At 64.1% G+C, this 23,797-nt stretch carries 24 protein-coding genes; 13 read left to right on the top strand and 11 right to left on the bottom strand.

Annotated features, from left to right (window positions below):
• Nucleotides 1–74 precede the first annotated feature (74 nt).
• The 3 genes from JQ629_RS08775 (at nucleotide 75) to JQ629_RS08765 (ending at nucleotide 1,987) form a co-directional block, all read left to right on the top strand.
• A complete protein-coding gene (locus tag JQ629_RS08775) occupies nucleotides 75–833 on the top strand; it encodes a P-loop NTPase family protein (RefSeq protein WP_212412314.1) in 759 nt (252 codons plus the stop codon).
• A gap of 59 nt (nucleotides 834–892) precedes the next feature.
• Complete coding sequence (locus JQ629_RS08770; RefSeq protein ID WP_212412313.1) at nucleotides 893–1,561, top strand: P-loop NTPase family protein; 669 nt, start codon at nucleotides 893–895, stop codon at nucleotides 1,559–1,561.
• A 93-nt stretch (nucleotides 1,562–1,654) separates the two neighbouring features.
• Entirely contained in the window at nucleotides 1,655–1,987 is a 333-nt protein-coding gene (locus tag JQ629_RS08765) for a GIY-YIG nuclease family protein (RefSeq protein WP_212412312.1), read from the top strand.
• Between the two features lie 171 nt (nucleotides 1,988–2,158).
• Here the strand turns inward: JQ629_RS08765 and JQ629_RS08760 are convergent, their stop codons facing one another.
• Both JQ629_RS08760 and JQ629_RS08755 read right to left on the bottom strand, forming a co-directional pair.
• Nucleotides 2,159–2,698, bottom strand: a complete 540-nt coding sequence (locus JQ629_RS08760; protein WP_212269509.1) for an adenine phosphoribosyltransferase — start codon at nucleotides 2,696–2,698, stop codon at nucleotides 2,159–2,161.
• A gap of 110 nt (nucleotides 2,699–2,808) precedes the next feature.
• Nucleotides 2,809–4,971 (bottom strand): anthranilate synthase component I, encoded by a 2,163-nt coding sequence (locus tag JQ629_RS08755; protein ID WP_212412311.1) that lies wholly within the window; start codon nucleotides 4,969–4,971, stop codon nucleotides 2,809–2,811.
• A gap of 356 nt (nucleotides 4,972–5,327) precedes the next feature.
• Between JQ629_RS08755 and JQ629_RS08750 the strand changes: the two genes are divergently transcribed.
• Nucleotides 5,328–6,323 carry a VOC family protein gene (locus tag JQ629_RS08750; RefSeq protein WP_212387653.1) on the top strand — a complete coding sequence of 332 codons (996 nt, stop codon included), beginning with the start codon at nucleotides 5,328–5,330 and terminating at the stop codon, nucleotides 6,321–6,323.
• Nucleotides 6,324–6,465: 142 nt separating this feature from the next.
• On the opposite strand, the gene JQ629_RS08745 is transcribed toward JQ629_RS08750, so the two are convergent.
• From JQ629_RS08745 to petA, 4 genes are all read right to left on the bottom strand, one after another.
• Complete coding sequence (locus JQ629_RS08745) at nucleotides 6,466–7,362, bottom strand: NAD-dependent epimerase/dehydratase family protein (RefSeq protein ID WP_212412310.1); 897 nt, start codon at nucleotides 7,360–7,362, stop codon at nucleotides 6,466–6,468.
• A 169-nt stretch (nucleotides 7,363–7,531) separates the two neighbouring features.
• Nucleotides 7,532–8,206 carry a dienelactone hydrolase family protein gene (locus tag JQ629_RS08740; RefSeq protein ID WP_212412309.1) on the bottom strand — a complete coding sequence of 225 codons (675 nt, stop codon included), beginning with the start codon at nucleotides 8,204–8,206 and terminating at the stop codon, nucleotides 7,532–7,534.
• A 207-nt stretch (nucleotides 8,207–8,413) separates the two neighbouring features.
• Entirely contained in the window at nucleotides 8,414–10,477 is a 2,064-nt protein-coding gene (locus JQ629_RS08735) for a cytochrome c1 (protein WP_212412308.1), read from the bottom strand.
• Nucleotides 10,478–10,540: 63 nt separating this feature from the next.
• Nucleotides 10,541–11,071: a ubiquinol-cytochrome c reductase iron-sulfur subunit gene (gene petA / locus JQ629_RS08730; RefSeq protein WP_192738556.1), complete on the bottom strand. Its 531-nt coding sequence runs from the start codon at nucleotides 11,069–11,071 to the stop codon at nucleotides 10,541–10,543.
• A 377-nt stretch (nucleotides 11,072–11,448) separates the two neighbouring features.
• Between petA and JQ629_RS08725 the strand changes: the two genes are divergently transcribed.
• The 6 genes from JQ629_RS08725 (at nucleotide 11,449) to JQ629_RS08700 (ending at nucleotide 15,102) form a co-directional block, all read left to right on the top strand.
• Nucleotides 11,449–11,904 (top strand): tRNA (cytidine(34)-2'-O)-methyltransferase, encoded by a 456-nt coding sequence (locus JQ629_RS08725; RefSeq protein ID WP_212033227.1) that lies wholly within the window; start codon nucleotides 11,449–11,451, stop codon nucleotides 11,902–11,904.
• Nucleotides 11,905–11,953: 49 nt separating this feature from the next.
• Entirely contained in the window at nucleotides 11,954–12,586 is a 633-nt protein-coding gene (gene queE, locus JQ629_RS08720) for a 7-carboxy-7-deazaguanine synthase (protein ID WP_212412307.1), read from the top strand.
• Nucleotides 12,587–12,611: 25 nt separating this feature from the next.
• On the top strand, nucleotides 12,612–12,977 hold the full coding sequence (locus JQ629_RS08715; protein WP_212412306.1) for a 6-pyruvoyl trahydropterin synthase family protein: 366 nt from the start codon (nucleotides 12,612–12,614) through the stop codon (nucleotides 12,975–12,977).
• 108 nt (nucleotides 12,978–13,085) lie between these two features.
• Nucleotides 13,086–13,973, top strand: coding sequence for an oxygen-dependent coproporphyrinogen oxidase (gene hemF, locus JQ629_RS08710; protein ID WP_212412305.1), 888 nt, complete (start codon nucleotides 13,086–13,088; stop codon nucleotides 13,971–13,973).
• Between the two features lie 19 nt (nucleotides 13,974–13,992).
• Nucleotides 13,993–14,715 (top strand): HAD family hydrolase, encoded by a 723-nt coding sequence (locus JQ629_RS08705; protein WP_212412304.1) that lies wholly within the window; start codon nucleotides 13,993–13,995, stop codon nucleotides 14,713–14,715.
• A gap of 111 nt (nucleotides 14,716–14,826) precedes the next feature.
• Nucleotides 14,827–15,102, top strand: a complete 276-nt coding sequence (locus JQ629_RS08700) for a YodC family protein (RefSeq protein WP_211997797.1) — start codon at nucleotides 14,827–14,829, stop codon at nucleotides 15,100–15,102.
• Between the two features lie 83 nt (nucleotides 15,103–15,185).
• Here the strand turns inward: JQ629_RS08700 and JQ629_RS08695 are convergent, their stop codons facing one another.
• Genes JQ629_RS08695 through JQ629_RS08675 form a run of 5 tightly spaced genes read right to left on the bottom strand, consistent with a single transcriptional unit; the run spans nucleotide 15,186 to nucleotide 18,810 of the window.
• Nucleotides 15,186–15,956: a TSUP family transporter gene (locus JQ629_RS08695; protein ID WP_212412303.1), complete on the bottom strand. Its 771-nt coding sequence runs from the start codon at nucleotides 15,954–15,956 to the stop codon at nucleotides 15,186–15,188.
• A gap of 10 nt (nucleotides 15,957–15,966) precedes the next feature.
• Nucleotides 15,967–17,238, bottom strand: a complete 1,272-nt coding sequence (locus JQ629_RS08690) for a CCA tRNA nucleotidyltransferase (protein WP_212412302.1) — start codon at nucleotides 17,236–17,238, stop codon at nucleotides 15,967–15,969.
• Nucleotides 17,235–17,513 carry a DUF6111 family protein gene (locus JQ629_RS08685; RefSeq protein ID WP_212412301.1) on the bottom strand — a complete coding sequence of 93 codons (279 nt, stop codon included), beginning with the start codon at nucleotides 17,511–17,513 and terminating at the stop codon, nucleotides 17,235–17,237. The genes JQ629_RS08690 and JQ629_RS08685 overlap by 4 nt, the downstream gene beginning before the upstream one ends.
• Nucleotides 17,510–18,172, bottom strand: a complete 663-nt coding sequence (locus JQ629_RS08680) for a CoA pyrophosphatase (RefSeq protein ID WP_409363283.1) — start codon at nucleotides 18,170–18,172, stop codon at nucleotides 17,510–17,512. The genes JQ629_RS08685 and JQ629_RS08680 overlap by 4 nt, the downstream gene beginning before the upstream one ends.
• Nucleotides 18,173–18,180: 8 nt before the next feature.
• On the bottom strand, nucleotides 18,181–18,810 hold the full coding sequence (locus JQ629_RS08675; RefSeq protein WP_212412300.1) for a DUF1285 domain-containing protein: 630 nt from the start codon (nucleotides 18,808–18,810) through the stop codon (nucleotides 18,181–18,183).
• 228 nt (nucleotides 18,811–19,038) lie between these two features.
• On the opposite strand from JQ629_RS08675, the gene JQ629_RS08670 reads away from it, so the two are divergent.
• Genes JQ629_RS08670 through JQ629_RS08660 form a run of 3 tightly spaced genes read left to right on the top strand, consistent with a single transcriptional unit; the run spans nucleotide 19,039 to nucleotide 23,794 of the window.
• Entirely contained in the window at nucleotides 19,039–20,040 is a 1,002-nt protein-coding gene (locus JQ629_RS08670; RefSeq protein WP_212412299.1) for an AAA family ATPase, read from the top strand.
• Nucleotides 20,040–20,984 (top strand): DUF58 domain-containing protein, encoded by a 945-nt coding sequence (locus tag JQ629_RS08665; protein WP_212412298.1) that lies wholly within the window; start codon nucleotides 20,040–20,042, stop codon nucleotides 20,982–20,984. Before JQ629_RS08670 ends, JQ629_RS08665 begins: the two co-directional genes overlap by 1 nt.
• A complete protein-coding gene (locus JQ629_RS08660) occupies nucleotides 20,984–23,794 on the top strand; it encodes a DUF4159 domain-containing protein (protein WP_212412356.1) in 2,811 nt (936 codons plus the stop codon). The genes JQ629_RS08665 and JQ629_RS08660 overlap by 1 nt, the downstream gene beginning before the upstream one ends.
• Nucleotides 23,795–23,797 lie beyond the last annotated feature (3 nt).

Here is a 23,797-nt window from a genome sequence, read left to right as displayed (position 1 = left end):
ATGTTCGCGCCCAAACAGGTATATGGGGACCTGCCGATCGCTCCCGCGATCGGGGGCGCGTAGTAGGAAATTCCATGGCAAAGCCAGTCGTGATTGTGGTGGGCGCGGACAAGGGCGGGGTCGGCAAGACGACCGTGTCGCGAACGCTCCTGGATTATTTCAGTGCCAACAACGTCCCGACCCGGGCGTTCGACACCGAGTCGCCGCGCGGCACGCTGATGCGCTTCCACCCCGACATCACCCAGATCGTCGACATGACGACGACCGCGGACCAGATGAAGATCTTCGACACGCTCAATGCCGGGACCTCGGTGACCGTGATCGACGTCCGCGCCGGACTGCTGTCGCCGGCGCTGGCCTCGCTCCGCGACATCGGCTTTCTCGATGCCGCCAAGGCCGGCCAGATCACCTTTGCGGTGTTCCACATCCTGGGCCCCTCGATCGCCTCGCTGGACGAAATCGCCGAGACCGCCAATTTCATGCAGGGCGCCAAATACTACCTGGTGAAGAACTTCATCAACGACACCCAGTTCTTCCAGTGGGACCAGGCGACCTACAATTCCTATTTCCACCGCATCAAGGATGCCACCGAGCTCACGATCCCCAAGCTCAACGAAATGGCCTATGAGCAGGTCGAGGTCTCCTCGGTGCCGTTCCTCAAATTCGTCGCCAACAAGGGCACCAACGACGAGGCCGCGAACTATTCGTTCGTGCTCCGCGGCTATGTCCGGCACTGGCTCGCCAATGTCTGGAGCGAGTTCGACCGCATCAAGCTGACCGACCTGGTCGGCGGCGGCAGCGGCAAATCGAGCACCCGCAGCGGCGAAAAATAATCGCGCCAGGTGCGCGATGGGGCTGGATTAGGCGGAAAAATCGCCTGATATAGCGCGTGATGAGCCCCACGTCCGTCTACATCATCTGCTCGCCCCGCCCGCTGGTCGGCAAGACGCTGATCGCGCGGCTGCTCAGCGAATTCCTGCTGTTGAAGAACGGCACGGTGATCTCCTTCGACATCAATCTGAAGGAACCCTCGCTGCTGGAATATCTGCCGCGCACCACCGAGACGGCCGACGTCATCGACACCTTCGGCAAGATGCAGCTGATGGACCGCCTGATCGTCAATGACAGCGTCGCCAAGGTCATCGACCTCGGTTTCCATGCCTTCGACGAGTTCTTCAAGATGACCGATGAGATCGGCTTCATGAAGGAAGCCGTGCGCCGCGGCGTCGCGCCGGTGATCCTGTTCGTGGCCGATACCGACCGCGCCTCGGCCACGGCCTACAACATGCTGAAACAGCAAATTCCTGCGAATGCCCTGATCGCGATCGACAATGAGCACGTCGTACGCGGCGAATTGCCCGCCGCGATGGAACGGGGACGCGTGCTGCGGATTTCGGCGCTGCCGGTGTTCCTGAAGACCTATATCGACCGGCTGACCTTCTCCTTCACGGGCTATCTGCGCCAGGAGAAGGATTCCTCGACCGAACTGCATCAATGGATCCGCAGGAACTACACCAGCTTCCGCGAGCTGGAACTCAGCCTGATTCTGCAGCGGTCGTGAAGCCGACCAAACAATATTACCCGGATAATATTGACGCAGGCCCGTCGGACTGGTACCGCCTCCCCGACAGCAAATCTCCGCGCGAGGCCTCCGGTGACATCAGACAGAAAAGCCGCCATCGCCGCCTACAAGGAGCGGAAGAGCATCGCGGGGATTTTCGTGATCCGCAGCAAGGCCTCGGCCGAGCAATGGGTCGGTCAGGCGCCTGACCTCGAAAAGATCCAGAACCGGATCTGGTTCTCGCTGCGCCAGGGCAGCCACACCTGCCGCAGCCTGCAGGCGGCATGGACTACGCATGGGCCCGAAAATCTGACCTTCGAGGAATGCGAGCGGCTGGAAGAGGAAGAGACGTCCTACATCAGGGACGCGCTGTTGAAGGAGCGCCTGAAGCACTGGCGCACGCAACTCGGCGCCGAGGCGGTTTAGCCGTCGTCCCGGCGAAGGCCGGGCCCCATACCGCGTTGCTCTCGCGATCAAGGCAGGATGGCTGACGCCCTCTTCTAACAATTGCCGACGGTGGCTATGGGTCGCCCGATGCGCCATTGCGCATCTGAGCCTTCGCCGGGACGACATGGACAGAGTTTCAAACGAAAAAACTCAATGCCCTTCGAACGCCATCAGCGTTCGTACCGGCACATCCATCGCCCGCAGCTTGTCGGCGCCGCCCAGATCAGGCAGGTCGATGACGAAGCAGGCCGCGACCACGTGGGCGCCGATCTGGCGCAGCAGTTTCACCGCACCTTCCGCGGTGCCGCCGGTGGCGATGAGATCGTCGACCAGGATGACGCGTTCGCCGGGCTGCACGGCGTCGGCATGCATTTCCATTTCATCGAGGCCGTATTCCAGCGAATAGGCGATCCGCACGGTGGTGTGCGGCAGCTTGCCTTTCTTGCGGATCGGCACGAAGCCGGCGGAGACCTGATGCGCGACCGCGCCGCCGAGGATGAAGCCCCTCGCCTCGATACCGGCGACCTTGTCGACCTTGCTGCCGGCCCAGGGCTGCACCAGTTCATCGACCGAGCGGCGGAACGCGCGCGCATCAGCGAGCAGCGTGGTGATATCGCGGAACAGGATGCCCTTCTTCGGGTAATCCGGAATGGTGCGGACGGTGGCTTTCAGATCATGTTCAAACGTCATCGGTGTCTCTTTTCCTCTTCGTCATTGCGAGCGAAGCGAAGCAATCCATGGTGCGGCAAAGCAAGTATGGATTGCTTCGTCGCAAGTGCTCCTCGCAATGACGTCCCCGTTCAATTCGCAACATGCAGCCGGAACGCGTTCTCGACAATACGTAAGCCCACCTCGCCGCCGAGCGACATCAGCGATTCCGGGTGAAACTGCACACCGCCGACCGGCAAGGTCTTGTGTTCGATCGCCATCGCAACCCCGTCTTCGGTGGTTGCGGTGACCTGCAACACGTCGGGCACGCTGTCGCGCTCGACATAGAGCGAGTGATAGCGGCCGATCACGATTTCATTGGGCAGGTTCTGCATCAACCGCCCGCCCCGCACCTGGACCCGCGACGGCCGGCCGTGCGCGGGCTGACCGAGTTGCCCGAGCTGGCCGCCGAAATATTCGCCAATTGCCTGCACGCCGAGGCAGACGCCGAAGATCGGCAGCTTCTTCTCCAGCGCCGTTCCAATGGTTTTCGAGATCCCGAAATCCTCGGGCCGGCCCGGACCCGGCGACAGCACCAGCAGATCCCAGTTCTTCTGGTTCAGCATCTGCTGCGCATGAACGTGCCGGACCACGGTCACGGACGCGCCGACCTGCCGGAAATAATCCGCCAGCATGTGCACAAAACTGTCGTCGTGATCGATCAAAAGCACCTTCTTGCCCGAACCGGTGGCATCCGGCGCGAACGCCGACAGCGGCTTCGGCGGATCGCCGCGCAGCGCCTGGAACAGGGCGGCCGCCTTGACCTGGCATTCCCGGTCTTCGGCGGCGGGATCTGAATCGAACAGACAGGTCGCGCCGACGCGCACTTCGGCGAGCCCGTCCTTCATCCGGATGGTGCGGATGGTAAGCCCGGTGTTGATGCTGCCGTCGAAATTCACAGCACCGATCGCGCCGGCATACCAGCGCCGGGACGAGCGCTCATTGTCCTCGACGAACTGCATCGCCCATAATTTCGGTGCACCGGTCACCGTCACGGCCCAGGCGTGGGTCATGAACGCATCGAGCGAGTCGAAGCCGGGGCGAAGAATGCCTTCGACATGGTCGACGGTGTGGAACAGCTTTGAGTAGGTCTCGATCTGGCGCCGCGCCAGCACCTTGATAGTGCCGGGCACGCAGACGCGCGCCTTGTCGTTGCGGTCGACGTCGGTGCACATGTTGAGTTCGAATTCGTCTTTTTCCGAATTCAGCAATTGCCGGATTTGCTCGGCATCGCCGATCGCGTCGACACCGCGCGCGATCGTGCCCGAGATCGGGCAGGTCTCGACCCGCCGTCCGTCGGAGCGCACGAACATTTCCGGCGAGGCGGCGACGAGAAACTCGCCCTCGCCGAGATTCATCAGCGCGCCATAGGGCGACGGGTTGATGCGGCAGAGCCGCTGGAACACTTCGGCCGGCGAACGCTCGCACGGCTCGGCGAATAATTGCCCCGGCACCGCCTCGAACAGATCACCGCGCGCGAATGCGGCGCGTGCGGTCTCCACCGTCGCCTGGTATTCGCCGGGCGCATGATCGGCAAAACCCTGCCGCGGCGTCTTGGCGTAGACGCTCTCGGCGGTGTCGCGCGAAAGGCCGGCGGTGGATCTGCCGTTCCAGCTGAAATCGTAACTCAGCACCACGCCGCGGCCGGTGGCGCGGTCATAGGCGAGCAGGCGATCCGGCACATACAGCACGATGTCGCGCTGGTCGGCCTCGCGCGTGCGCTTCTGCACGAGGTCCTCGATCTGGAACACGAGGTCATAGGCGAAGGCGCCGAACAGGCCGAGCAGCGGATCGTCATTGGCGGTGAAGCTTGCGACCAGACCGCGGACCAGCGACATCACGCTGGCGCGTCGGGTGCGCTGGTCTTCGTCGACAGGCGCGGGGCCCCGGATGATATGGCCGGCGAGACGCGACGCGCTCTGCTCGGTGATGACAACACAGGGCTCGCGCAGGACGTCGCCGAGAAAGGCGATCAGCACCTCGCCGCGCCCGTTCAGCGCGTTGAGCGCGAAATTCGCACCCTCGGTTTCCAGCACCAGCGGCGGATCGGAAAAACCGAGGTCAAAGCTCTCGTAGCGGCCCGGCACCGTGGTGCCCGAAGACAGCACCACGCCACGGCGGCGGTCGAGCAGGTCGATCAGGTCATCGAGCCGCTTGGCGTCGCCGGAAAATTGCTCGACGGTGCGCGAGATTGCAAGACCGCTGGCGGTCCGGTATTCGCTGTGCTCGGGCAGGGAGAAGACGGTCCTGTTCATGTGATCCTCTTACGAAACTTGGTGAGGGAACGCCACACAGGACAAACGAAGGGCAAATAAACCAACCGCCGGTCGCACTGCGATGGCGACCTTCGACGATTGTTAAAATGAAATCGCACCGGCCACCTCTTTAAGAGGTGCGCCACCAAAGACGGGATGGGCGGACGGCGGTGCTCATGGCGCTTAATCACCATCCGCCGCGAGCGATGTCAAGGGAGGCCCTGGCGCCCTGGCCTGCCCGTGCCTGCCCCGCCCGGCCATCTTTTGGGGTTTGAAACGGGCAAAATCCGCGTAGCATCCGGCCCAAGCGGCGGCGGCAACAACGCCCGAAAACAACAAGCAGACGGAGGCAAGGGATGGCATTGCTGGGTCTGGGATACGCGGGCTTCGGATCAGATGCGCTGGAGGACTGGCGCCAGTTCGGGACCTCCCTGGTCGGCCTGCAGGCGGTCGAGCGCGGCAACTCGCTGCTCGCCTTCCGGATGGACGACCGCAAGCAGCGCATCGTGATCGACCGCGCGATGGGCGAAGGCGCGCGCTTCTTCGGCTGGGAAGTCGCCGACGCGGCGGCGCTGGACCAGCTTGCAGCCCGGCTCGAACAAGCCGGCGTCAATGTCACGGCCGAGCCAAAGACGCTGGCCGATGCCCGGCGCGTGCGCGGCCTGATCTCGTTTCGCGATCCCGGCGGCAACCGGCTCGAGGCGTTTTACGGCGCCGAGATCGACGAGACGCCGTTCAGTCCGGGCCGCTCGATCTCGGGCTTTCGCACCGGTCCGCTCGGCCTCGGACATGCCGTACTGACCGTCGAGCACATCGATCCGATGATGGCATTCTATGTCGACGTGCTCGGCTTCGGGCTTTCCGACTACATCGAAAAGCCGTTCCGCGCCTATTTCTTCCACGTCAACGCGCGGCATCACAGCCTGGCGCTGATCGAGACCGGCAAGAACGGCATGCATCATCTGATGGTGGAATTGTTCTCGCTCGACGATGTCGGGCAATCCTACGACATCGCAATGATGCAGCCGGACCGAATCGGCGTCACGCTCGGCCGCCACACCAACGATTTCATGACCTCATTCTACGCCAAGACACCGTCGTCCTTCATGATCGAATGCGGCTGGGGCGGCCGCGAGATCGATCCCGCGACATGGCAGCCGGTCGAAATGCATCACGGCCCGAGCCTGTGGGGACACGAGCGCGTCTGGCTGCCGCCAAAAGACCGCGAGACCGCGCGCCAGATGCGGATGCAAGCCGCCACCGAAGGCCTGCGCGCGCCGGTGCAGGTGATGGAAGGCAATTACCAGCTGATGTCGGGCACGTGTGCGTGGTGGGATGGGGTGAAGCAATAGGACCGGCATGTCGTCCCGGCGAACGCCGGGACCCATACGACGCGGCCCTTGTTGTTGAAAAAGGAAGTTAACGACCAGCGAACAAAACAATTATCGCTGGTGGCTATGGGTCCCGGCCTTCGCCGGGACGACGACTTCGTTGCTACCGATAACACCCCTCTTCGATCTCTTCGATCAGGCTCCGCGCCTGCGGCTTCCAGCCGAGCTGCCGTGCCCGCACCGCACGCACGCGGCTGTTCGAAGCCATCGTGTTTTCAGCCGTGCCCTCGCCCCATTCGGCGGCCGCCTCTTCCATCGACATCGCCGATGGCGGTCCAGCAAAACCCAGCATGCGGTTGATGGCTTCGCAAACCTCGCGCATCGAATCCTCGCCGTTCTCGGCGAAGTAGAACGCACCGGCCGGCGACTTCTCGATCGCAAGCGCATAGAGCGTCACGAGATCGTCGATATGAACGTTCGACCAGATGTTCTCGCCGGGACCGGCATGGGCCGCGTTGCCGCGTTTTTTCGCGAGCTTTATCAGGAAAGGTACCTGCACGCTGTCGCGCCCCGCCCCATGGCCGATGCCGTAGATCAGGCTCGGGCAAACGATGACGGGACGGCAGCCCTTGTCGCGATAGGAGAGGATCAATTCGTTCAGCGCGACCCGCGCCGCACGCGCAGGCGATGGCGTAAACGGCGTGTCTTCATCGAACACCGCATCAGAGCGCTGGCCCTTGGATTGCGTGCCGATGATGCTCGACCCCGATGTGTGGATGAAAGGCTTGCCGCTTCCGGCCAGCGCGCCGAGCAGGGCATCCACCGCGCCGGTGTGATCGGCGCTCGCCGCATTGATGACGACGTCGGCGGCGCGCGCCGCCTGCGCGAGGATTTCCGCATCATCCAGCGTTCCCGATAACGGCTGGATGCCGCGGGCCCGCACCGCGTCGGCCTTTTCCGGGGAACGAACCAGGCCGGTGACCTGATGTCCGGCGGCCGCGAGATGAGCGGCCACCGATCCGCCGATATAACCGGACGCGCCTGTGCAGAAGACTTTCATTTACAACTCCACCGTCATTGCGAGCCGACGGGTCGCGCGGATGCGCGCCCGATGACAGGCTCCGCGAAGCAATCCAGTGTTAGGGACGCAAGATGGATTGCTTCGTCGCGACGCTCCCTTGCGCAAACGCCTGCGTTTGTCGCAGGCAATGACGAGGAGGCGCTTGATCTCACCCCAGATGCTTCCTGAAAAACTCCGTCGCGCGGCCCCAGGCGAGCTCCGCGCACTGCCGGTCGTGCACCGACAGGCGCTGTTCATTGCCGAAGCCGTGCTCGGCGTCATAGCGGAACAGCTCCAGCGACTTTCCCGCTTCCTTCATCGCCTTTTCGAAACCATCGACCAGCGCCGGCGTGCACCAGTCGTCGTTGTTGGCGAAATGGCCCTGCAGCGGAATTTTCACATCCGCCGGTTTTGCCGCCTGCTCCGGCGGGATGCCGTAGAACACGACACCGGCCGTGAGCTCCGGAATCCTGGTGGCGCCGATGATGGTGACAGCGCCGCCGAGACAAAAGCCGGTCAGGCCGACCTTGGCGCCGTTCTTGGCGAGATATTGCGCGGCACCGCGCACCGTCTGCGTCGTCGCATCCATGAAATCCAGCGAGTTCATCTCTTTGCCGGCGGCGTCGGTGTCGTGATACGGCACCACCGTGCCCTTGTAGAGATCCGGCGCCAGCGCGTCGAAGCCGGCCACGGCGAAGCGGTCGCACATGCCCTTGATCTGGTCCTGCAGCCCCCACCATTCCTGGATCACGACCACGCCCGGCGCATTGCCGCGCGCGGCATTGGCGAGATAGCCGGCCGCGTCCTTGCCGTCGGGACGCTTGAAAGTGATGCTGGTTCCCATGAGGTCCTCCGTATTTTTTGGGGAGCGATTGGCGGCCATTTTGTCCGCTCTCAGGCCAGCGCGCAATCCATTAGCCGTCATTGCGAGCGCAGCGAAGCAATCCACCTATCCGTTATGCGGCGGCATGGATTGCTTCGCTGCGCTCGCAATGACGAACACAAAAAAAGCCCCCGCAGGGGCTTTTCCGAAATGCGATGAAGCCAGCGCTTAGTGCGCGTTGGTCCAGACCTTCTTCTTGGTGAAGTAGAGCAAGCCCGTGAGCAGTATCAGGAACACGAACACCTGCAGACCGAGCCGCTTGCGCGCCTCCATGTGCGGTTCCGCGGTCCACATCAGGAAGGTGGTGACGTCCTTGGAGTACTGCGCGACGGTGGCCGGCGCACCGTCGTCATACGTCACCTGGCCGTCACTGAGCGGCTTCGGCATCTTGATGGCGTGACCGGGGAAATACTTGTTGTAGTAGGAACCTTCCGGGAGCGAAAAGCCGGCCGGCGCCTTGTCTTCATAGCCCTGCAGCACGGCCGAAACGTAATCCGGGCCCTGCTCCTGGTACTGGGTGAAGAAGTCGACCAGGAACATCGGGAAGCCGCGCTTGTAGGAGCGCGCCTTGGTGATCAGCGACAGGTCCGGCGGAAATGCGCCGCCATTGGCGGCCCGCGCCGCGTTCTCGTTCGGGAACGGCGACGGGAAATAGTCAGCCGGCCGGCCCGCCCGCTCGAACATCTCACCCTTGTCGTCCGGACCGTCCTTGACCTTGTAATCGGACGCAAACGCTGCCGCCTGCGCCACCGAATAACCGGGACCGCCGGCTTCGGCGAGGTTACGGAAGGCGACATAGGACAGGCCGTGGCAGGACGCACAGACTTCCTTGTAGACCTTCAGGCCGCGCTGCAGCGCGCCACGATCGAACTTGCCCATCGGGCCCGAGAACGACCACTTGTTTCCGGGCGGGGCGACACCATGGTCTTCGGCGCGTGCGTTCTGCGTACCGCCGACCAGGAGACCGCCGGCGACGACGAGCGCGACCACCACTGAGGCCACCTTGCCGCCGTGCTTGGCCAGCACGTCGTCGGCGATGGAATTCGGCACCGGCCGCGGCGTCTCGATCCGGCTCAAGAGCGGCAGCAGGATCAGGAAATAGGCGAAATACAAGAAGGTCAGGATACGGCCGGCGATCACGTAGATGCCTTCCGGCGGCTGCGAGCCGAGATAGCCGAGCCCGAGGCAGACCACGACGAAGATCCAGAAAAACTGCTTCGCCAGCGGACGATATTTCGAGGAGCGGGTCCGCGCGTTATCGAGCCAGGGCAGGAACGCCAGGATGATGATCGCGCCGAACATCGCCACCACGCCGGCGAGCTTGTTCGGGATCGAGCGCAGGATCGCGTAGAACGGCAGATAGTACCATTCCGGCACGATGTGCGCGGGTGTCACGCCGGGATTGGCGGGAATGTAGTTGTCGGCGTCGCCGAGATAGTTCGGCATGTAGAAGATGAACCATGCGAAGAACAGCATGAAGCAGGAGACGCCGAACGCATCCTTGATGGTCGCGTAGGGCGTGAAAGGCACGGTGTCCTTTTCGGTCTTCGCCTCGACGCCGGCCGGATTGTTCTGGCCCGCAACGTGCAGCGCCCAGATGTGCAGCACGACCACGCCGGCGATCACGAACGGCAAGAGATAGTGCAGCGAGAAGAAGCGGTTCAGCGTCGGGTTGCCGACGGCATAGCCACCCCACAGCAGCGTCACGATGCTCTCGCCGAAATACGGTACGGCGGAGAACAGATTGGTGATGACGGTGGCGCCCCAGAAGCTCATCTGGCCCCACGGCAGCACGTAGCCCATGAAGCCGGTCGCCATCATCAAGAGGTAGATGATGACGCCGAGGATCCAGAGGATTTCGCGCGGCTCCTTGTACGACCCGTAATAAAGGCCGCGGAACATGTGGATGTAGACGGCGAAGAAGAACATCGAGGCGCCGCAGGCGTGCATGTTGCGCAGCAGCCAGCCGTAATTGACATCGCGGACGATCAGTTCGATCGACTTGAAGGCCATGTCAGCATGCGGCGTGTAATGCATCGCCAGGATCACGCCGGTCAGGATCTGCAGGCCCAGCATCATTGAGAGGATGGCACCGAAGGTCCACCAATAGTTCAGGTTACGCGGCGTCGGATAGGCCACGAACGAGGAATGGACGAGGCCCATGATCGGGAGACGCCGTTCGATCCACTTCAAGGCGGGATTGGTCGGCTGGAAATCGGATGGTCCGCTCATTGATGCGATCCTGAGGAAGTAAAACGACGCGACGGATTGAGGTCCCGGACGGGCGTCCGGGCCTTAGCCGATCTGGATTTTGGTGTCGGAAACGAACGTGTAGGGCGGCACCGGCAGGTTGCTGGGCGCCGGTCCCGAGCGGATGCGGCCCGAGGTGTCGTACACCGAACCGTGGCAGGGGCAGAAGAAGCCGTCGTAACTGCCCTCATGGGCGATCGGGATGCAGCCGAGATGGGTGCAGATGCCGATCACGACCAGCCACTGGTCGTGGCCCGCCTTGACGCGCGCCGAGTCGGGCTGCGGATCGGGCAGGCTCGACAGCGACACCTTTTGCGCCTCTTCGATCTGCTTCTTGGTGCGATGGCTGATGTAAATCGGCTTGCCGCGCCAGAACACCTTGATGTCCTGTCCCTCGGCGATCGGCGTCAGATCGACCTCGATCGGCGCACCGGCCGCAATCGTCGCGGCGTCCGGGTTCATCTGGGCAACGAGCGGCCAAACTGCGGCCGCGGCACCTACGGCGGCGACGGCTCCCGTTGCAACAAAAAGAAAATCACGGCGTGTCGGATGGTCCGCCGAAGACGCTGTCGTCACGATTCCAAGCCCTTTCTCATCTGCAGCCAGCGGAACCGCCCCGGAAACGCTGAAAACGCACCCAGAAGAGGCTGCCGGCGCCCGCGGCCCCCGCGGCGGCAGAAAGACCACTTTTCCCCGCCAAATCCGGCGGAACAAGCAATCCAGAATCGTTCTATTGGCACCCTTGCCGTAAGAGCGCAAGCCCGCTATCGGCTCGCAAGCGTGCAATGCACTAAATCCGCGCCGAGCTGTGATTTTTCAGTCATTTCATGAGGGCTTCATCGTAGCGTTTTCCAGCGAAGTGGACCCGGTTCGCGTCAAGAAAACGCGTCAGAATAGGGAATCTGGAGTCCCGTTTCGATTCCATCGAAGCGGAGGCTCCAGCCGCCAACATCATGCAGATTGCGCTATTCCAGCCCGACATCCCCCAGAACACCGGAACGATTCTGCGCCTGTGCGCGTGCCTGGATGTCGCGGCCCACATTATCGAGCCGGCGGGCTTTCCGGTCTCCGACCGGCATTTCCGCCGCTCCGGCATGGACTATCTCGACCATGTCGCTATTACACGCCACGACTCATGGTCAAAATTCGAGCAATGGCGTAACGACGGGGGTTTCCGGCTGGTCCTGCTTACGACCAAGGGGGCCGGTTCCTATCTGGATTACAGCTACCAGCGGGACGACGTTCTGCTGTTCGGGCGGGAATCCGCGGGGGTCCCCGACGAGGTCGCCAGCGTCGCCGATGCGCGGCTGGTGATCCCGATCAAGCCGGGCCTGCGTTCGCTCAACGTCGCGATGGCGGCCGCCATGGCACTGGGCGAGGCGCTGCGGCAAACCGGTTCCAAGACTTGATTGAGAAGACTTGATTGAGAAGGCTTGATCGAGACCTGATGGAGAGATGGTGAGTTACGCGGTCAAAGAGATCTTTCTGACCCTCCAGGGCGAAGGCGCGCATGCCGGCCGAGCGGCCGTGTTTTGCCGTTTCGCCGGCTGCAACCTCTGGACGGGCCGGGAACAGGACCGTGGCTCCGCCACGTGCAAATTCTGCGACACCGATTTCGTCGGCACCGACGGCACGCTGGGCGGCCGCTACGCCTCGGCCGATGAGCTCGCCGATACCATCGCCACGCAATGGACCGGCGCGAGCGCCAACCGCTACGTCGTGCTGACCGGCGGCGAGCCGCTGCTGCAGGTGGACACGCCGTTCATCGACGCGCTGCATGCGCGCGGCTTCGAGATCGGCATCGAAACCAACGGCACCATCGAGCCGCCCGAGGGCATGGACTGGGTCTGCGTCAGCCCGAAAGCCGGCTCCGACCTCGTGGTGCGCCGGGGCCATGAGTTGAAGCTGGTCTATCCGCAAGCGGGTGCAGCCCCCGAGCAATTCGAAGGTCTCGCCTTCGAGCGCTTCTCGCTGCAGCCGATGGATGGACCCGACGTAACGGCAAATACCGCGCGCGCGATCGATTATTGTCTGCAGCACCCGCAATGGCGACTCAGCCTGCAGACACACAAGACACTCGGTATCAGGTAGTACAGATAGGATTTGAGCTTTCGCAATGTGGGAACTGACAAAATCGTTTCGCTTCGAGGCCGCGCATTCGCTGCCGGGAACGACCTTTGGCGCTGATAGCGAAGAGATTCACGGCCACTCGTTTCGCGCCGAAGTCAGCATGCGCGGCACGCCCGATCCCGCCACGGGGATGGTGCTCGATCTCGGCCTGCTCGAACGCAGCATGGCGGAGGTCCAGAAGACGCTCGACCACAAGCTCCTCAACAAGGTCGAGGCGCTTGGCCCGCCGACGCTGGAAAACCTGTCCCGCTTCATCTGGGAACGGGTCCAGCACGCCGGAAAGATCACCCGCGTCAGTGTCCACCGCGACAGCTGCAACGAGAGCTGCACCTATTACGGCCCGCAAAAATAACCGTCTTTGCGAGGAGCGAAGCGACGAAGCAATCCACACTTTCTTTTCTGCACGATGGATTGCTTCGCTTCGCTCGCAATGACGGAGGACAATCGTTAGGAATTCTGGATGGAAGTAACCGTCATCGAGGATCGCAAGGCGCGGGCGCGGGGCTGGTTCGAGGCGCTGCGCAACGACATCTGCGCGGCCTTCGAGCGGCTCGAAGACGATGCGCCCGCCTCGCTCTATCCCGGCAGCGCGGGGCGCTTCGAGCGCACGCCGTGGGACCGTGCCGATCATACCGGCAAACCCGGTGGCGGCGGCGTGATGTCGATGATGTACGGACGGCTGTTCGAGAAGGTCGGCGTGCATTGCTCGACGGTTCATGGCGAATTCAGCCCCGAATTCCGCTCGCAGATTCCGGGCGCCACCGATGACCCCAGGTTCTGGGCATCCGGCATCTCTGTCATCGCGCATATGCGCAACCCACACGTTCCCGCCGTGCATATGAACACCCGCTTCGTGGTGACGACGAAGGCGTGGTTCGGCGGCGGCGCCGACCTGACGCCGGTGCTCGACCGGCGCCGCAGCCAGGAAGACGCCGACACAATCGCCTTTCACGCGGCGATGAAAGAGGCCTGCACCGGGCCGAACGGCGTTGCCGATTACGACCGATACAAGAAATGGTGCGACGAATATTTCTACCTGCCGCATCGCAAGGAAGCCCGCGGCATCGGTGGCATTTTCTATGATCACCACGATTCCGGCGACTGGGATGCCGACCTCGCCTTCACCCAGGACGTCGGCCGCGCCTTCCTGAAAATCTATCCCGAGCTGGTAGGTAAGAATTTCGGCACCTCCTGGACGCCGGCCGATCGCGAGGAGCAACTGGTGCGCCGCGGGCGTTACGTCGAATTCAACCTGCTCTACGACCGCGGCACCACCTTTGGCCTGAAGACCGGCGGCAATGTCGATTCAATCCTGTCGTCGATGCCCCCTGAAGTGAAATGGCCCTGACCAAATGGCCTCGAACAAGATGACACAACTACCCCGCGCCATGCTGATCGACATGGACGACACCATCCTGTCGGCCTATGGCCGCCCCGAGATCGCCTGGAACAATGTCGCGGCGGAATTTGCCGATGAGCTGGGCGCCATCACATCGCAACAGGTCGCCGCGGCGATCGTGGAGTCCGGCCGGAATTTCTGGGCCGCGGCCGCTGCCGAATGGCGGCTGAAGCTCGCGGAGGCCCGGCACGTGGTGGTCGGCAACGGATTTGCAGCGCTGGCCGCCGCCGGCCACGCGCCGCTGTCGCCGGATCTGGCCGCGCGGCTCGCTAACCGGTTCCATGCCTACCGCGAGGAGGAGATGTTCGTCTTCCCCGGGGCGCATGACGCGATCGACGCGCTGAAGGCGCACGGGGTGAAGCTGGCACTGGTGACCAACGGCGCCGCCGGTCCGCAGCGCGCCAAGGTCGAACGTTTCGCGCTGTCGCACAGATTCGATCACATCCAGATCGAGGGCGAGCACGGCTTCGGCAAGCCGGAAGAGCGCGCCTATCTGCACGCGATGGAGGCCCTCGGCGTCACCGCGCCCGAGACCTGGATGATCGGCGACAATCTGGAATGGGAAGTCGTGGCGCCGCAGCGCCTCGGCATCTACGCGATCTGGATCGACGTACACGGCGACGGCCTGCCCGCGGATTCGACGATCAAGCCCGACCGCATCATCCGCTCACTGACCGAGTTGCTGCCTTAGGGCTTCGGTTCCACCGCTCAAATCTCCACCGCGAAAACGGCCGGTCGTGATCCGTCTGTCATGACAGATCGATAGCCTGTTCGTCGCGTCAATCAGCGCGGAGGGAAGATCATGGAATTGAAGCCAGGCGACGTTGTTATTCTGAAATCCGGCGGTCATCCGCTGACGGTGGCCGAGGTCAACGACGACACGGTCGAGTGCCTGTGGATGGGCGGCGAGGGCGATCTGTTTCGCGAAACGCTTCCCAAGGCGGTCCTCGAGCCTGCCGAAATCGATGATACGGAAGACGACGATCAGGACGAAGACGATCAGGATGAAGACGAGAGCGAAGACGACGAAGATGAGGACGACGACCACAAGAAGAAAAAGAGCAAGAAGGTAGCGTAATAACTCCTTGCGACACCGCCGGGTCGGGATACCCGGCGGTATCGTTTTCCCGGGCATTCCACCGACCTTCGAATCGAAGAGAGCTAGCCGAAGAAAGATCGCGCGGCGGTCGAGATCATTACCACGCCGCCGGTGATGACGGCAGCATCGAGGATCGCGGTGTGGATATGCACCGGCATGCGCTCGACAAAGGCTTTGGCGAGGAAAGCGCCGGGGATCGAGATAGCCCCGATCAGGATTGCAAACGCGAGCACCTGCGCGGTGACGGCGCCGGCGAGGCCAAACACCGAAATCTTGATGATTGAGGTCGCAACCGAGATCACGGCGTCGGTGGCGATTACGGCTGCGCCTTCGAGGCCGACCGCCATCAACAGCGACAGCAGGATCACGCCCGAGCCCGAGGTGCCTCCGACCACCACCCCATACCCGACCGCGCTGGCGCCAAGTCCGGCGTCGCTGATCCTGATATCGCGGCGTTTGGCAAAACGGCGCAGCGGCACGCTCAGAATCAGCATGCTGCCGATCACCAGCGCCGCGCCGGAACCGGACAGCCGCGTATAGCCGTAAGCCCCGAGCGCCGTGGTCAGCGCCGCGGCCGATATCACGATCAGCGCGCGGCGGCGGTCGGCATAGCGGACATAGGCGACGAAGCGGCTGATATTGGTGAAGATCGAGGAGATCGCGATGATCGGCACGACAGGCTCGGCGCCGATCAACGGCACCAGCACCAGCGGCATCAGCGCGCCGGTGCCGTAGCCGGCAAGGCCGCCGACCACGGAAGCAAACAGCGCCACGCCGGCGACCAGCAACAGCTGGACGATCGAGATGTCGGCAAAGCCTGCGAGAATATTCACGGGTGCAGATTCACAGCCGGTGGTCGCGGGTAAAGCGGGCGACGGTCTGGTCAGCAATGGCCGATAGCGCGGGTTGATCGAGCGGAAAATCCGCCGCCAGCCAGGCGTCCTCCGCCAGCGTCAGCACGTGGCCGAGCGCCGGGCCCTCGGCAATGCCGCGCGCGATGAAATCGGCAGCCTTTAGCGGGAATTTCGGCGCGCTCCAGCGCTGCGGCAGGGTGGCAAATTCACGCCAATAGGCGGCGCGATTGTCAGCGAAGTCCTGGCTCCCCCCTGAGCGCGCCCAGGCCAGCAGCAGCCGGTCGCGATATTGTTCCTCGCCTAGCCGGTAGAGCCGCCGCCGCGCCCTCGCCTCGTCCATGTCGGCAAGCCGCCACCAGCGGTGACCCATGGAGTCGAGCGCCTTAGCCTCGGCGTTGGTCAGACGCAGCCGCGCCGCGACACGTTTGGCGTCCTCGGTTACCGCCACCGAGAGCGCGCCGAGCCTGCGAACCGGGCTCGGCGTCAGCCCCAGCATGTGTTCCGCCGATATCATCGCAGCCATGGGTCCCGTGTAGGTGACGCCGCCGAAGATCGCTTGCAGCAGACCGGCATCCCCCATCGCGGTGACGGCAACCAGCGCGCCCTCCGCGACCATGATCTTCAACATTTCCATCCGCACGCGTTCGGCGGAGAGACTGGCCAGTCCCGCACGGCCGCCAATGCAGGCGAGATAGCCGACGCGGTCGGGCTCGCCAACGCCATAGACGGCGTTCATGCGGAAGAACCGCAGGATACGTAAATAATCCTCGGCGATGCGCTGACCGGCGTCGCCGATGAAGCGCACGCGGCGGGCTGCGATATCGGCGAGCCCGCCGACATGATCGTGCACGACGCCGTCGCCATCGACGGACAGGCCGTTGATGGTGAAGTCGCGCCGCTCCGCATCGCGAACCCAGTCGCGGCCGAACGCGACCTTGGCCTTGCGGCCAAAGGTCTCGGTATCCTCGCGCAAGGTCGTGACCTCGAACGGCTCGGCGTCGACCACCAGCGTCACGGTGCCATGCTCGATGCCGGTCGGCACGCATTTGATGCCCGCCGCTTTGGCGCGACGCGCCACTTCATCAGGCAGCGCCGTGGTGGCGATGTCGATATCGCCGGGCGGGATGTTCAGAAGCGCATTGCGGACGGCGCCGCCGACCACGCGGGCTTCCTCGTTATTACCGTTGAGCAGAGCGAGCACGCGGGCAGCCGGACCTGATTTGAGCCAGGGCGTATCGGCGAGCACGCGCACCTCGCTCATTTTCCGGCTCCGGGTCTATCGGTACCCGGAACGAACTTGCCGTTCTCGATGTGGGCGGGAACGTAGGTCGAATCCGGCGGTGCGCCTCTGAAATGCGCGAGCAGGACGAAACTGACGATCACGAGCAGCAGCGACCCCAGCACGAGCTTGGCGACGAGATGCGCCGGCCAGGAAGATTTCGCCAGCACGCCGGAACGGGTTGCAAGCAGGAACAGCGCATAGGCCACGAACGGGATCAGGAAAATTGCAAGTTCGGTCAATACCGGACGGATCATGCGAGATAAATCCGCTCGTACAACACCCGCAGGATGCCGGCCGTCGCGCCCCATATGTAACGCTCGGCGAACGGCATCGCGTAATAGGAACGCTCCATGCCGCGGAATTCCTTGGAGTGGATCTGGTGGTTCTCCGGATTCATCAGGAACGCCAGCGGCACCTCGAAGGCGTCGACGACCTCGCCCTCGTTGATGTCAAGTTTGAAACCCGGCTTCACCCGCGCCACCGTCGGCAGGATGCGAAAGCCGAACGCGGTGCCATAGAGATCGAGATAGCCGATCGGCTCGATGAAGTCGCGCTTCAGCCCGACTTCCTCGTCGGCCTCGCGCAAGGCAGCGTCCATCGGCGAAGCATCGGTTGCATCGATCTTGCCGCCGGGAAACGAAATCTGGCCGGCATGGCTGCTCAGATGCTCCGAGCGCTGCGTCAGCAGCACCGTCGGCTCCGGATGATCGACCACCGGGATCAGCACCGCCGCCGGCCGCACCGGCTGTTCCTGGGCGATGATCTCGAGCATCCGATCATTGCCCTCGTCGCCGGTTCTGGGAATGATATTCGGATCGATCAGGCCGGGCGGGACGTCGAAGTTCAGCCGCGCCTTGGTCCGCGCGAAGAATTCCGCCGAGCTGACCGCTGCCGGTTCCAACTTCTTCAGCATCGGCTCGTTCAAAGCGCGTCCCTCACCTGCTTCGCATCGGCCATCGCGAAGAATTCGCCGCCGGATTCGATTCCGAACATTGGCTGTCCATCGACCACCCGCTCTTCCCCCATGTCAACCAGATCGTAATAGAGCGCGCGGGTGACCTTGGCCCAGAGATCGCTGCGCACGTGAAGATAGGGCGTGAGCCCGCCATCGGCAGCCATCTCGAACCGCAACCGGTGCCCGCCGTCGCAAGGCACCCAATCGTCCACATTGGTGCGGAAGCGCAGCAGGCGGCCACCGCCCTCGCTTTGCTCATTCTGCATTTCGACCGCCAGGAACGGCGCATCGTCGACACGGATGCCGACCTTCTCGACCGGGGTCACGAGAAAGTGCTTGCCGTCCTCGCGCTTCAGGATGGTCGAAAACAGTCGGACCAGCGCCGGCCGCCCGATTGGCGTGCCCATGTAGAACCACGTGCCGTCGCCGGCGATTCGCATGTCGAGATCGCCGCAAAACGGCGGATTCCACAGATGCACCGGCGGCAGACCGCGTTCGGCGGGGCTGGCCTTTGCCGCATCGGTCGCTGCGGCGGTCAGACCTTCGAGACCGGTGTTTTCACGGCCTGGTTCGGTGGTTTGCCCTTGCTTCGCCATTGTTTGCCTTAAAGCTCTGCGGCTCAATCTGGCACGATTGGTGCACGTCCGAGAGACGTGAGCGGGAACAATATTCTCGCCATATCGTGATGCCGTTCATACCCCCATATACCGATAATGTGGGGATAGTTTAATTCAGCGAATACATGGCCTTTGCGCAGGTTTAGCATGAGGTTCGTGGCATGACGACGCATTCGGCGGGGTCATGAAGCGGTGAAGGAGATGGATATGCCTGGCGCAGATGGTGTCGAAAAGCTCGAGGACGGAATCGTCCGTTCGGCCGAACAAGTCGCCGGCCAGATCAAGGCCGCGAAAGAAGCCATCTCCACCGTCATTTTCGGCCAGGAACGGGTGATCGAAAACACCCTGGTGACGATCCTGTCCGGCGGTCATGCGCTCCTGATCGGCGTCCCGGGCCTCGCCAAGACCAAGCTGGTCGAAACCCTCGGCATCACCCTTGGTCTCGATGCCAAGCGCATCCAGTTCACGCCCGACCTGATGCCGTCGGACATTCTCGGCGCCGAAGTGCTGGACGAGAGCAACTCCGGCAAACGCTCGTTCCGCTTCATCTCGGGCCCGGTATTCGCGCAGCTTCTGATGGCCGACGAAATCAACCGTGCCAGCCCGCGCACCCAGTCGGCCCTGCTGCAAGCCATGCAGGAACAGCACATCACCGTTGCAGGCGCGCGGCACGATCTGCCCAAGCCGTTCCATGTGCTCGCGACCCAGAACCCGCTGGAACAGGAAGGCACCTATCCGCTGCCGGAAGCCCAGCTCGACCGCTTCCTGATGGAAATCGACGTCGACTATCCCGACCGCGACGCCGAGCGCCGCATCCTGTTCGAGACGACCGGCGCGGATGAGACGCTCGCCAAGGCCTCCATGAACGCGGAGATCCTGATCACCGCCCAGCGGCTGGTGCGCCGCCTGCCGGTCGGCGACAGCGTGGTCGAGGCGATTCTTTCGCTGGTGCGGGCCGCGCGTCCCAATCCGGATGGCGAGAGCGAGAAGCTGATCGCCTGGGGCCCCGGTCCGCGCGCCAGCCAGTCGCTGATGCTGGCGGTCCGCGCCCGCGCGCTGCTCGACGGCCGTCTCGCGCCCTCGATCGACGATGTGCTCGACCTTGCCGAACCGGTGCTTAAACACCGCATGGCGCTGACGTTCTCGGCGCGCGCGGAAGGCCGCACCATTCCCGACGTGATCAGGCAATTGAAGACGCGGATTGGTTGATGGCCGCAGAGACCAAGCACGCCAACGGGGAGATCACAGCAATCCGACGTGCCGATGGCGAAAGCCGTACGCTCGCCGCATCGCTGCCGCGTCTCGTGCTTGAAGCCCGCCGCATCGCCGCCAACGTCATTCACGGCCTGCACGGCCGCCGCCGCGCCGGCTCCGGCGAAAGCTTCTGGCAATACCGCCGCTTCGTTTCGGGTGAGCCGTCGCAGAACGTCGACTGGCGCCGCTCGGCGCGTGACGATCATCTCTATGTCCGCGAGCAGGAATGGGAGGCCGCGCACACCGTATGGGTGTGGCCCGACCGCTCGCCGTCGATGGCCTTTGCCTCGAAGCAGGCGCGCGACAGCAAGCTGGAGCGCGGCCTGATCGTGACCTTCGCGCTGGCCGAACTGCTGGTCGCGGGCGGCGAACGCGTCGGCATCCCCGGCCTGATGAACCCGACCGCCAGCCGCAGCGTCATCGACAAGATGGCGCAGGCGATGCTGCATGACGATGCCGCGCGCGCGAGCCTGCCGCCGTCGTTCATCCCGTCGGCGCTGGCCGAGATCGTGGTGCTGTCGGATTTCTGGTCCCCGATGAGCGAAATCCACACCATGCTCGCGGGCCTGTCGGCCTCCGGCGCGCATGGCACGCTGATCCAGATCGTCGATCCCGCCGAAGAAACCTTTCCCTATTCCGGACGCGTCGAGTTCGTCGAACCGGAAAGCGGCGGCGTCATCACCGCCGGCCGTGCCGAGAGCTGGGCCAGCGACTATCTCGCGCGCGTCGCCCTGCATCGCGACGCGATCCGGGGCGAGACCAACAAGCTCGACTGGCTGTTTTCGACCCATACCACCAGCCGCTCCGCGGCCGAGCTATTGTTGTTCCTGCACTCGGGCATGATGGTGAGCAAGGGCGCGGTGCGCTCCTCGACCGTCAAAGCGGGGCGAAGCGCATGATCGCGGGCCTGCCGCTCTCCTTTGCACAACCGCTGCTGCTGCTGGGCCTGTTGTCTCTTCCAGTGCTGTGGTGGCTGCTACGCGTGATGCCGCCGCGTCCGAGGCGGATCGAGTTTCCGCCGACGCGGCTGCTGTTCGACATCAAGCCCAAGGAAGAAACCCCGTCGCGGACGCCGTGGTGGCTGACGCTGTTGCGCCTGACCGCCGCGGCCCTGGTGATCCTCGCCGCCGCAGGTCCGATCTGGAATCCGCAGACCGCCGCCGGCGGCAGCAGGGCGCCGCTGGTGATACTGCTCGATGACGGCTGGAGCGCGGCCTCGAGCTGGGAAACGCGGATCAAGGCCGCCGACGAGTTGATCGCCAATGCCGACAACGACCGCCGCGGCGTCGCGCTGGTACCATTGTCCGAACCGGCGCGCGACGTCACGCTGATGCCGGGCGGCACGGCCCGCGTCGCACTGCGCCAGTTGGCGCCAAAGCCCTATTCGATCGATCGCGTCGAAACGCTCGCCGCACTCGACCGCTTCCTCAAGACCACCGGCGACGCCGAACTCGCCTGGCTATCCGACGGCGTCGATACCGGACGCGGCTCCGAATTCTTGGAAGCGCTGGCCAAGACGGTCGGCGACCGCACGCTGACGATCTATGAAGGCGGCGCATCGCCGGCCCTGGCGCTGGTCGCCGCCGAAAACGCCGCGGCGAAGATGACGGTGAAAGTATTGCGCACCAACAGCGGCATTGCCGCCGGCGTGGTGCGAGCGATCGACGCCAAGGGTTCGCCGATCGGTGAAGCCCGTTACGCGTTCGGCCCGCAGGACCGCGAAGCCGAAGCCGCGTTCGAACTGCCGGTCGAGTTGCGCAACGACATCTCGCGGCTGGAAATTGCCGGCGAGCGATCCGCCGGCGCCGTGCAGCTGCTCGACAAGCGATGGCGACGACGCGCGATCGGCGTCGTCACGGGCGCCACCAGCGACACCGCGCAGCCGCTGCTCGCCTCGACCTTCTATCTCACCCGCGCGCTGTCGCCGTTCGCCGACGTGCGGCTGGGCGACCGCGGCGCGCCGCAGCAGGTGATCGGACAGTTTCTCGATCAACGGCTGCCGATGATCGTGCTGGCCGATGTCGGCACGCTGTCGCCGGAAATCCGCGAACGCCTCAACGCCTGGATCGACCAGGGCGGCGTGCTGGTGCGTTTCGCAGGTCCCCGCCTCGCTCAGGCCGATGACGATCTGGTGCCGGTCAAACTGCGCCGCGGCGGCCGCAGCCTTGGCGGCAGCCTGACCTGGGAAAAGCCGCAGCATATGGCCTCGTTCGCCGCCGACGGCCCGTTCGCGGGCTTGCAGGTACCGAAGGACGTCACCGTCAACCGCCAGGTTCTGGCCGAGCCCGACGCCGTGCTGGCGACCAAGAGCTGGGCCTCGCTGGAAGACGGCACGCCGCTCGTGACCGGCGAGCATCGCGGCAAGGGCATCCTCAGCCTGTTCCATGTCGGCGCCGACTCGCGCTGGTCGGACCTGCCGATGTCCGGCAGCTTCGTCGAGATGCTGCGGCGGCTGGTCGACACGTCCGGCTACACGCAAAAGCCGGGCGCGGGCGTCGCCGGCGAAGCGACCAATGTCGAAACCGTGGCGCCGCTGCGCACGCTCGATGGCTTTGGCGCATTCGGCCCGCCGCCCTCCACCGCCAAGCCGATGCCGGCCGATTACCGCGACCGCGCCACCGCAGATCATCCGCCCGGCTTCTATGGCGCGGCCGAAGGTCCGATCGCCGTCAACACGCTGGCCTCAGCCGACCGTATCGCAGCACTCGACACGACGTCGCTGCGCGCCCGGCGCGCCAGCTACACCAACGCCGAACCGCGCGATCTCAGAGGCATCCTGCTGTCGTCATCGCTGGCGCTGTTCCTGATCGATGCGATCGTGGTCGCCATGCTCGGCGCGGGCCTTGCTGCGCTGTGGCGGCGGCGTGCCGCACCCGCAGCATTGGTATTGGCGATGATCCTCGCCGCAACGTCGATCGCGCCCGCCCCGCTGCGCGCCGCCGACAATGACGATTTTGCGATCAAGTCGGTCTCGCAGACGCGCCTCGCTTATGTCGTCACCGGCAATGCCGACGTCGACTCCATCGTCAAGTCAGGCATGTCGGGACTAACGCTGTTTCTCGCCCAGCGCACAGCGCTGGAAGCCGGCGACCCCGTCGGCATCGATCCCGCGCGCGACGAGCTGGCGTTCTTCCCGCTGATCTACTGGCCGGTGGTACCGGGCGCGCCGAAACCACCACAGGACGCCATCAACCGCATCGACGCCTATATGAAGCAGGGCGGCACGGTCGTGTTCGACACCCGCGACGCCATCGAGGCGCCGCCGGGCGAGAACGGCGCATCGCAGACGCCGGGCATGCGCACCTTGCGCGAGATCCTCTCCTCGCTCGACGTGCCCGAGCTCGAGCCGGTGCCGCGCGAGCACGTGCTGACCAAGACGTTTTATCTGCTGCGGGATTTTCCGGGCCGGTTCAACTCGGGCCAGACCTGGGTCGAAACCCTGCCGCGAGAGGATGACGACGAAGCCGCATCGCGGCCCGCGCGCGGCGGCGATGGCGTCTCGCCGATCATCATCACCTCGAACGATCTTGCAGGCGCCTGGGCGATCCGTCCCGACGGCCAGCCGATGCTGCCGCTGACGCCGAGCGAGCCGCGGCAGCGCGAATTCGCCTTCCGCGCCGGCGTCAACATCGTGATGTACACGCTGACCGGCAACTACAAGGCCGACCAGGTGCACGCGCCCGCCCTCATAGAACGGTTGGGGCAATAGCGG

This window comes from Bradyrhizobium sp. AUGA SZCCT0222, from assembly GCF_018130205.1.
GTDB lineage: Bacteria > Pseudomonadota > Alphaproteobacteria > Rhizobiales > Xanthobacteraceae > Bradyrhizobium.
The sequence above is the reverse complement of the archived record's forward strand: the minus strand, read 5'-3'. Positions and strand labels throughout refer to the sequence as shown.

Bases quoted from the DNA above. Each gene is read 5' to 3' on its own strand.
- JQ629_RS08690 (WP_212412302.1), bottom strand. From the start codon at position 17,238: ATGAGCGAGGTGCGCGTGCTCGCCGATACGCCCTGGCTCAAATCAGGT.
- JQ629_RS08685 (WP_212412301.1), bottom strand. From the start codon at position 17,513: ATGATCCGTCCGGTATTGACCGAACTTGCAATTTTCCTGATCCCGTTC.
- JQ629_RS08715 (WP_212412306.1), top strand. From the start codon at position 12,612: ATGTGGGAACTGACAAAATCGTTTCGCTTCGAGGCCGCGCATTCGCTG.
- JQ629_RS08770 (WP_212412313.1), top strand. From the start codon at position 893: ATGAGCCCCACGTCCGTCTACATCATCTGCTCGCCCCGCCCGCTGGTC.
- hemF (WP_212412305.1), top strand. From the start codon at position 13,086: ATGGAAGTAACCGTCATCGAGGATCGCAAGGCGCGGGCGCGGGGCTGG.
- JQ629_RS08665 (WP_212412298.1), top strand. From the start codon at position 20,040: ATGGCCGCAGAGACCAAGCACGCCAACGGGGAGATCACAGCAATCCGA.
- JQ629_RS08745 (WP_212412310.1), bottom strand. From the start codon at position 7,362: ATGAAAGTCTTCTGCACAGGCGCGTCCGGTTATATCGGCGGATCGGTG.
- JQ629_RS08700 (WP_211997797.1), top strand. From the start codon at position 14,827: ATGGAATTGAAGCCAGGCGACGTTGTTATTCTGAAATCCGGCGGTCAT.
- JQ629_RS08760 (WP_212269509.1), bottom strand. From the start codon at position 2,698: ATGACGTTTGAACATGATCTGAAAGCCACCGTCCGCACCATTCCGGAT.
- JQ629_RS08735 (WP_212412308.1), bottom strand. From the start codon at position 10,477: ATGAGCGGACCATCCGATTTCCAGCCGACCAATCCCGCCTTGAAGTGG.
- JQ629_RS08755 (WP_212412311.1), bottom strand. From the start codon at position 4,971: ATGAACAGGACCGTCTTCTCCCTGCCCGAGCACAGCGAATACCGGACC.
- JQ629_RS08705 (WP_212412304.1), top strand. From the start codon at position 13,993: ATGACACAACTACCCCGCGCCATGCTGATCGACATGGACGACACCATC.
- JQ629_RS08680 (WP_409363283.1), bottom strand. From the start codon at position 18,172: ATGCTGAAGAAGTTGGAACCGGCAGCGGTCAGCTCGGCGGAATTCTTC.
- JQ629_RS08670 (WP_212412299.1), top strand. From the start codon at position 19,039: ATGCCTGGCGCAGATGGTGTCGAAAAGCTCGAGGACGGAATCGTCCGT.
- JQ629_RS08740 (WP_212412309.1), bottom strand. From the start codon at position 8,206: ATGGGAACCAGCATCACTTTCAAGCGTCCCGACGGCAAGGACGCGGCC.
- JQ629_RS08725 (WP_212033227.1), top strand. From the start codon at position 11,449: ATGCAGATTGCGCTATTCCAGCCCGACATCCCCCAGAACACCGGAACG.
- JQ629_RS08775 (WP_212412314.1), top strand. From the start codon at position 75: ATGGCAAAGCCAGTCGTGATTGTGGTGGGCGCGGACAAGGGCGGGGTC.
- JQ629_RS08675 (WP_212412300.1), bottom strand. From the start codon at position 18,810: ATGGCGAAGCAAGGGCAAACCACCGAACCAGGCCGTGAAAACACCGGT.
- JQ629_RS08750 (WP_212387653.1), top strand. From the start codon at position 5,328: ATGGCATTGCTGGGTCTGGGATACGCGGGCTTCGGATCAGATGCGCTG.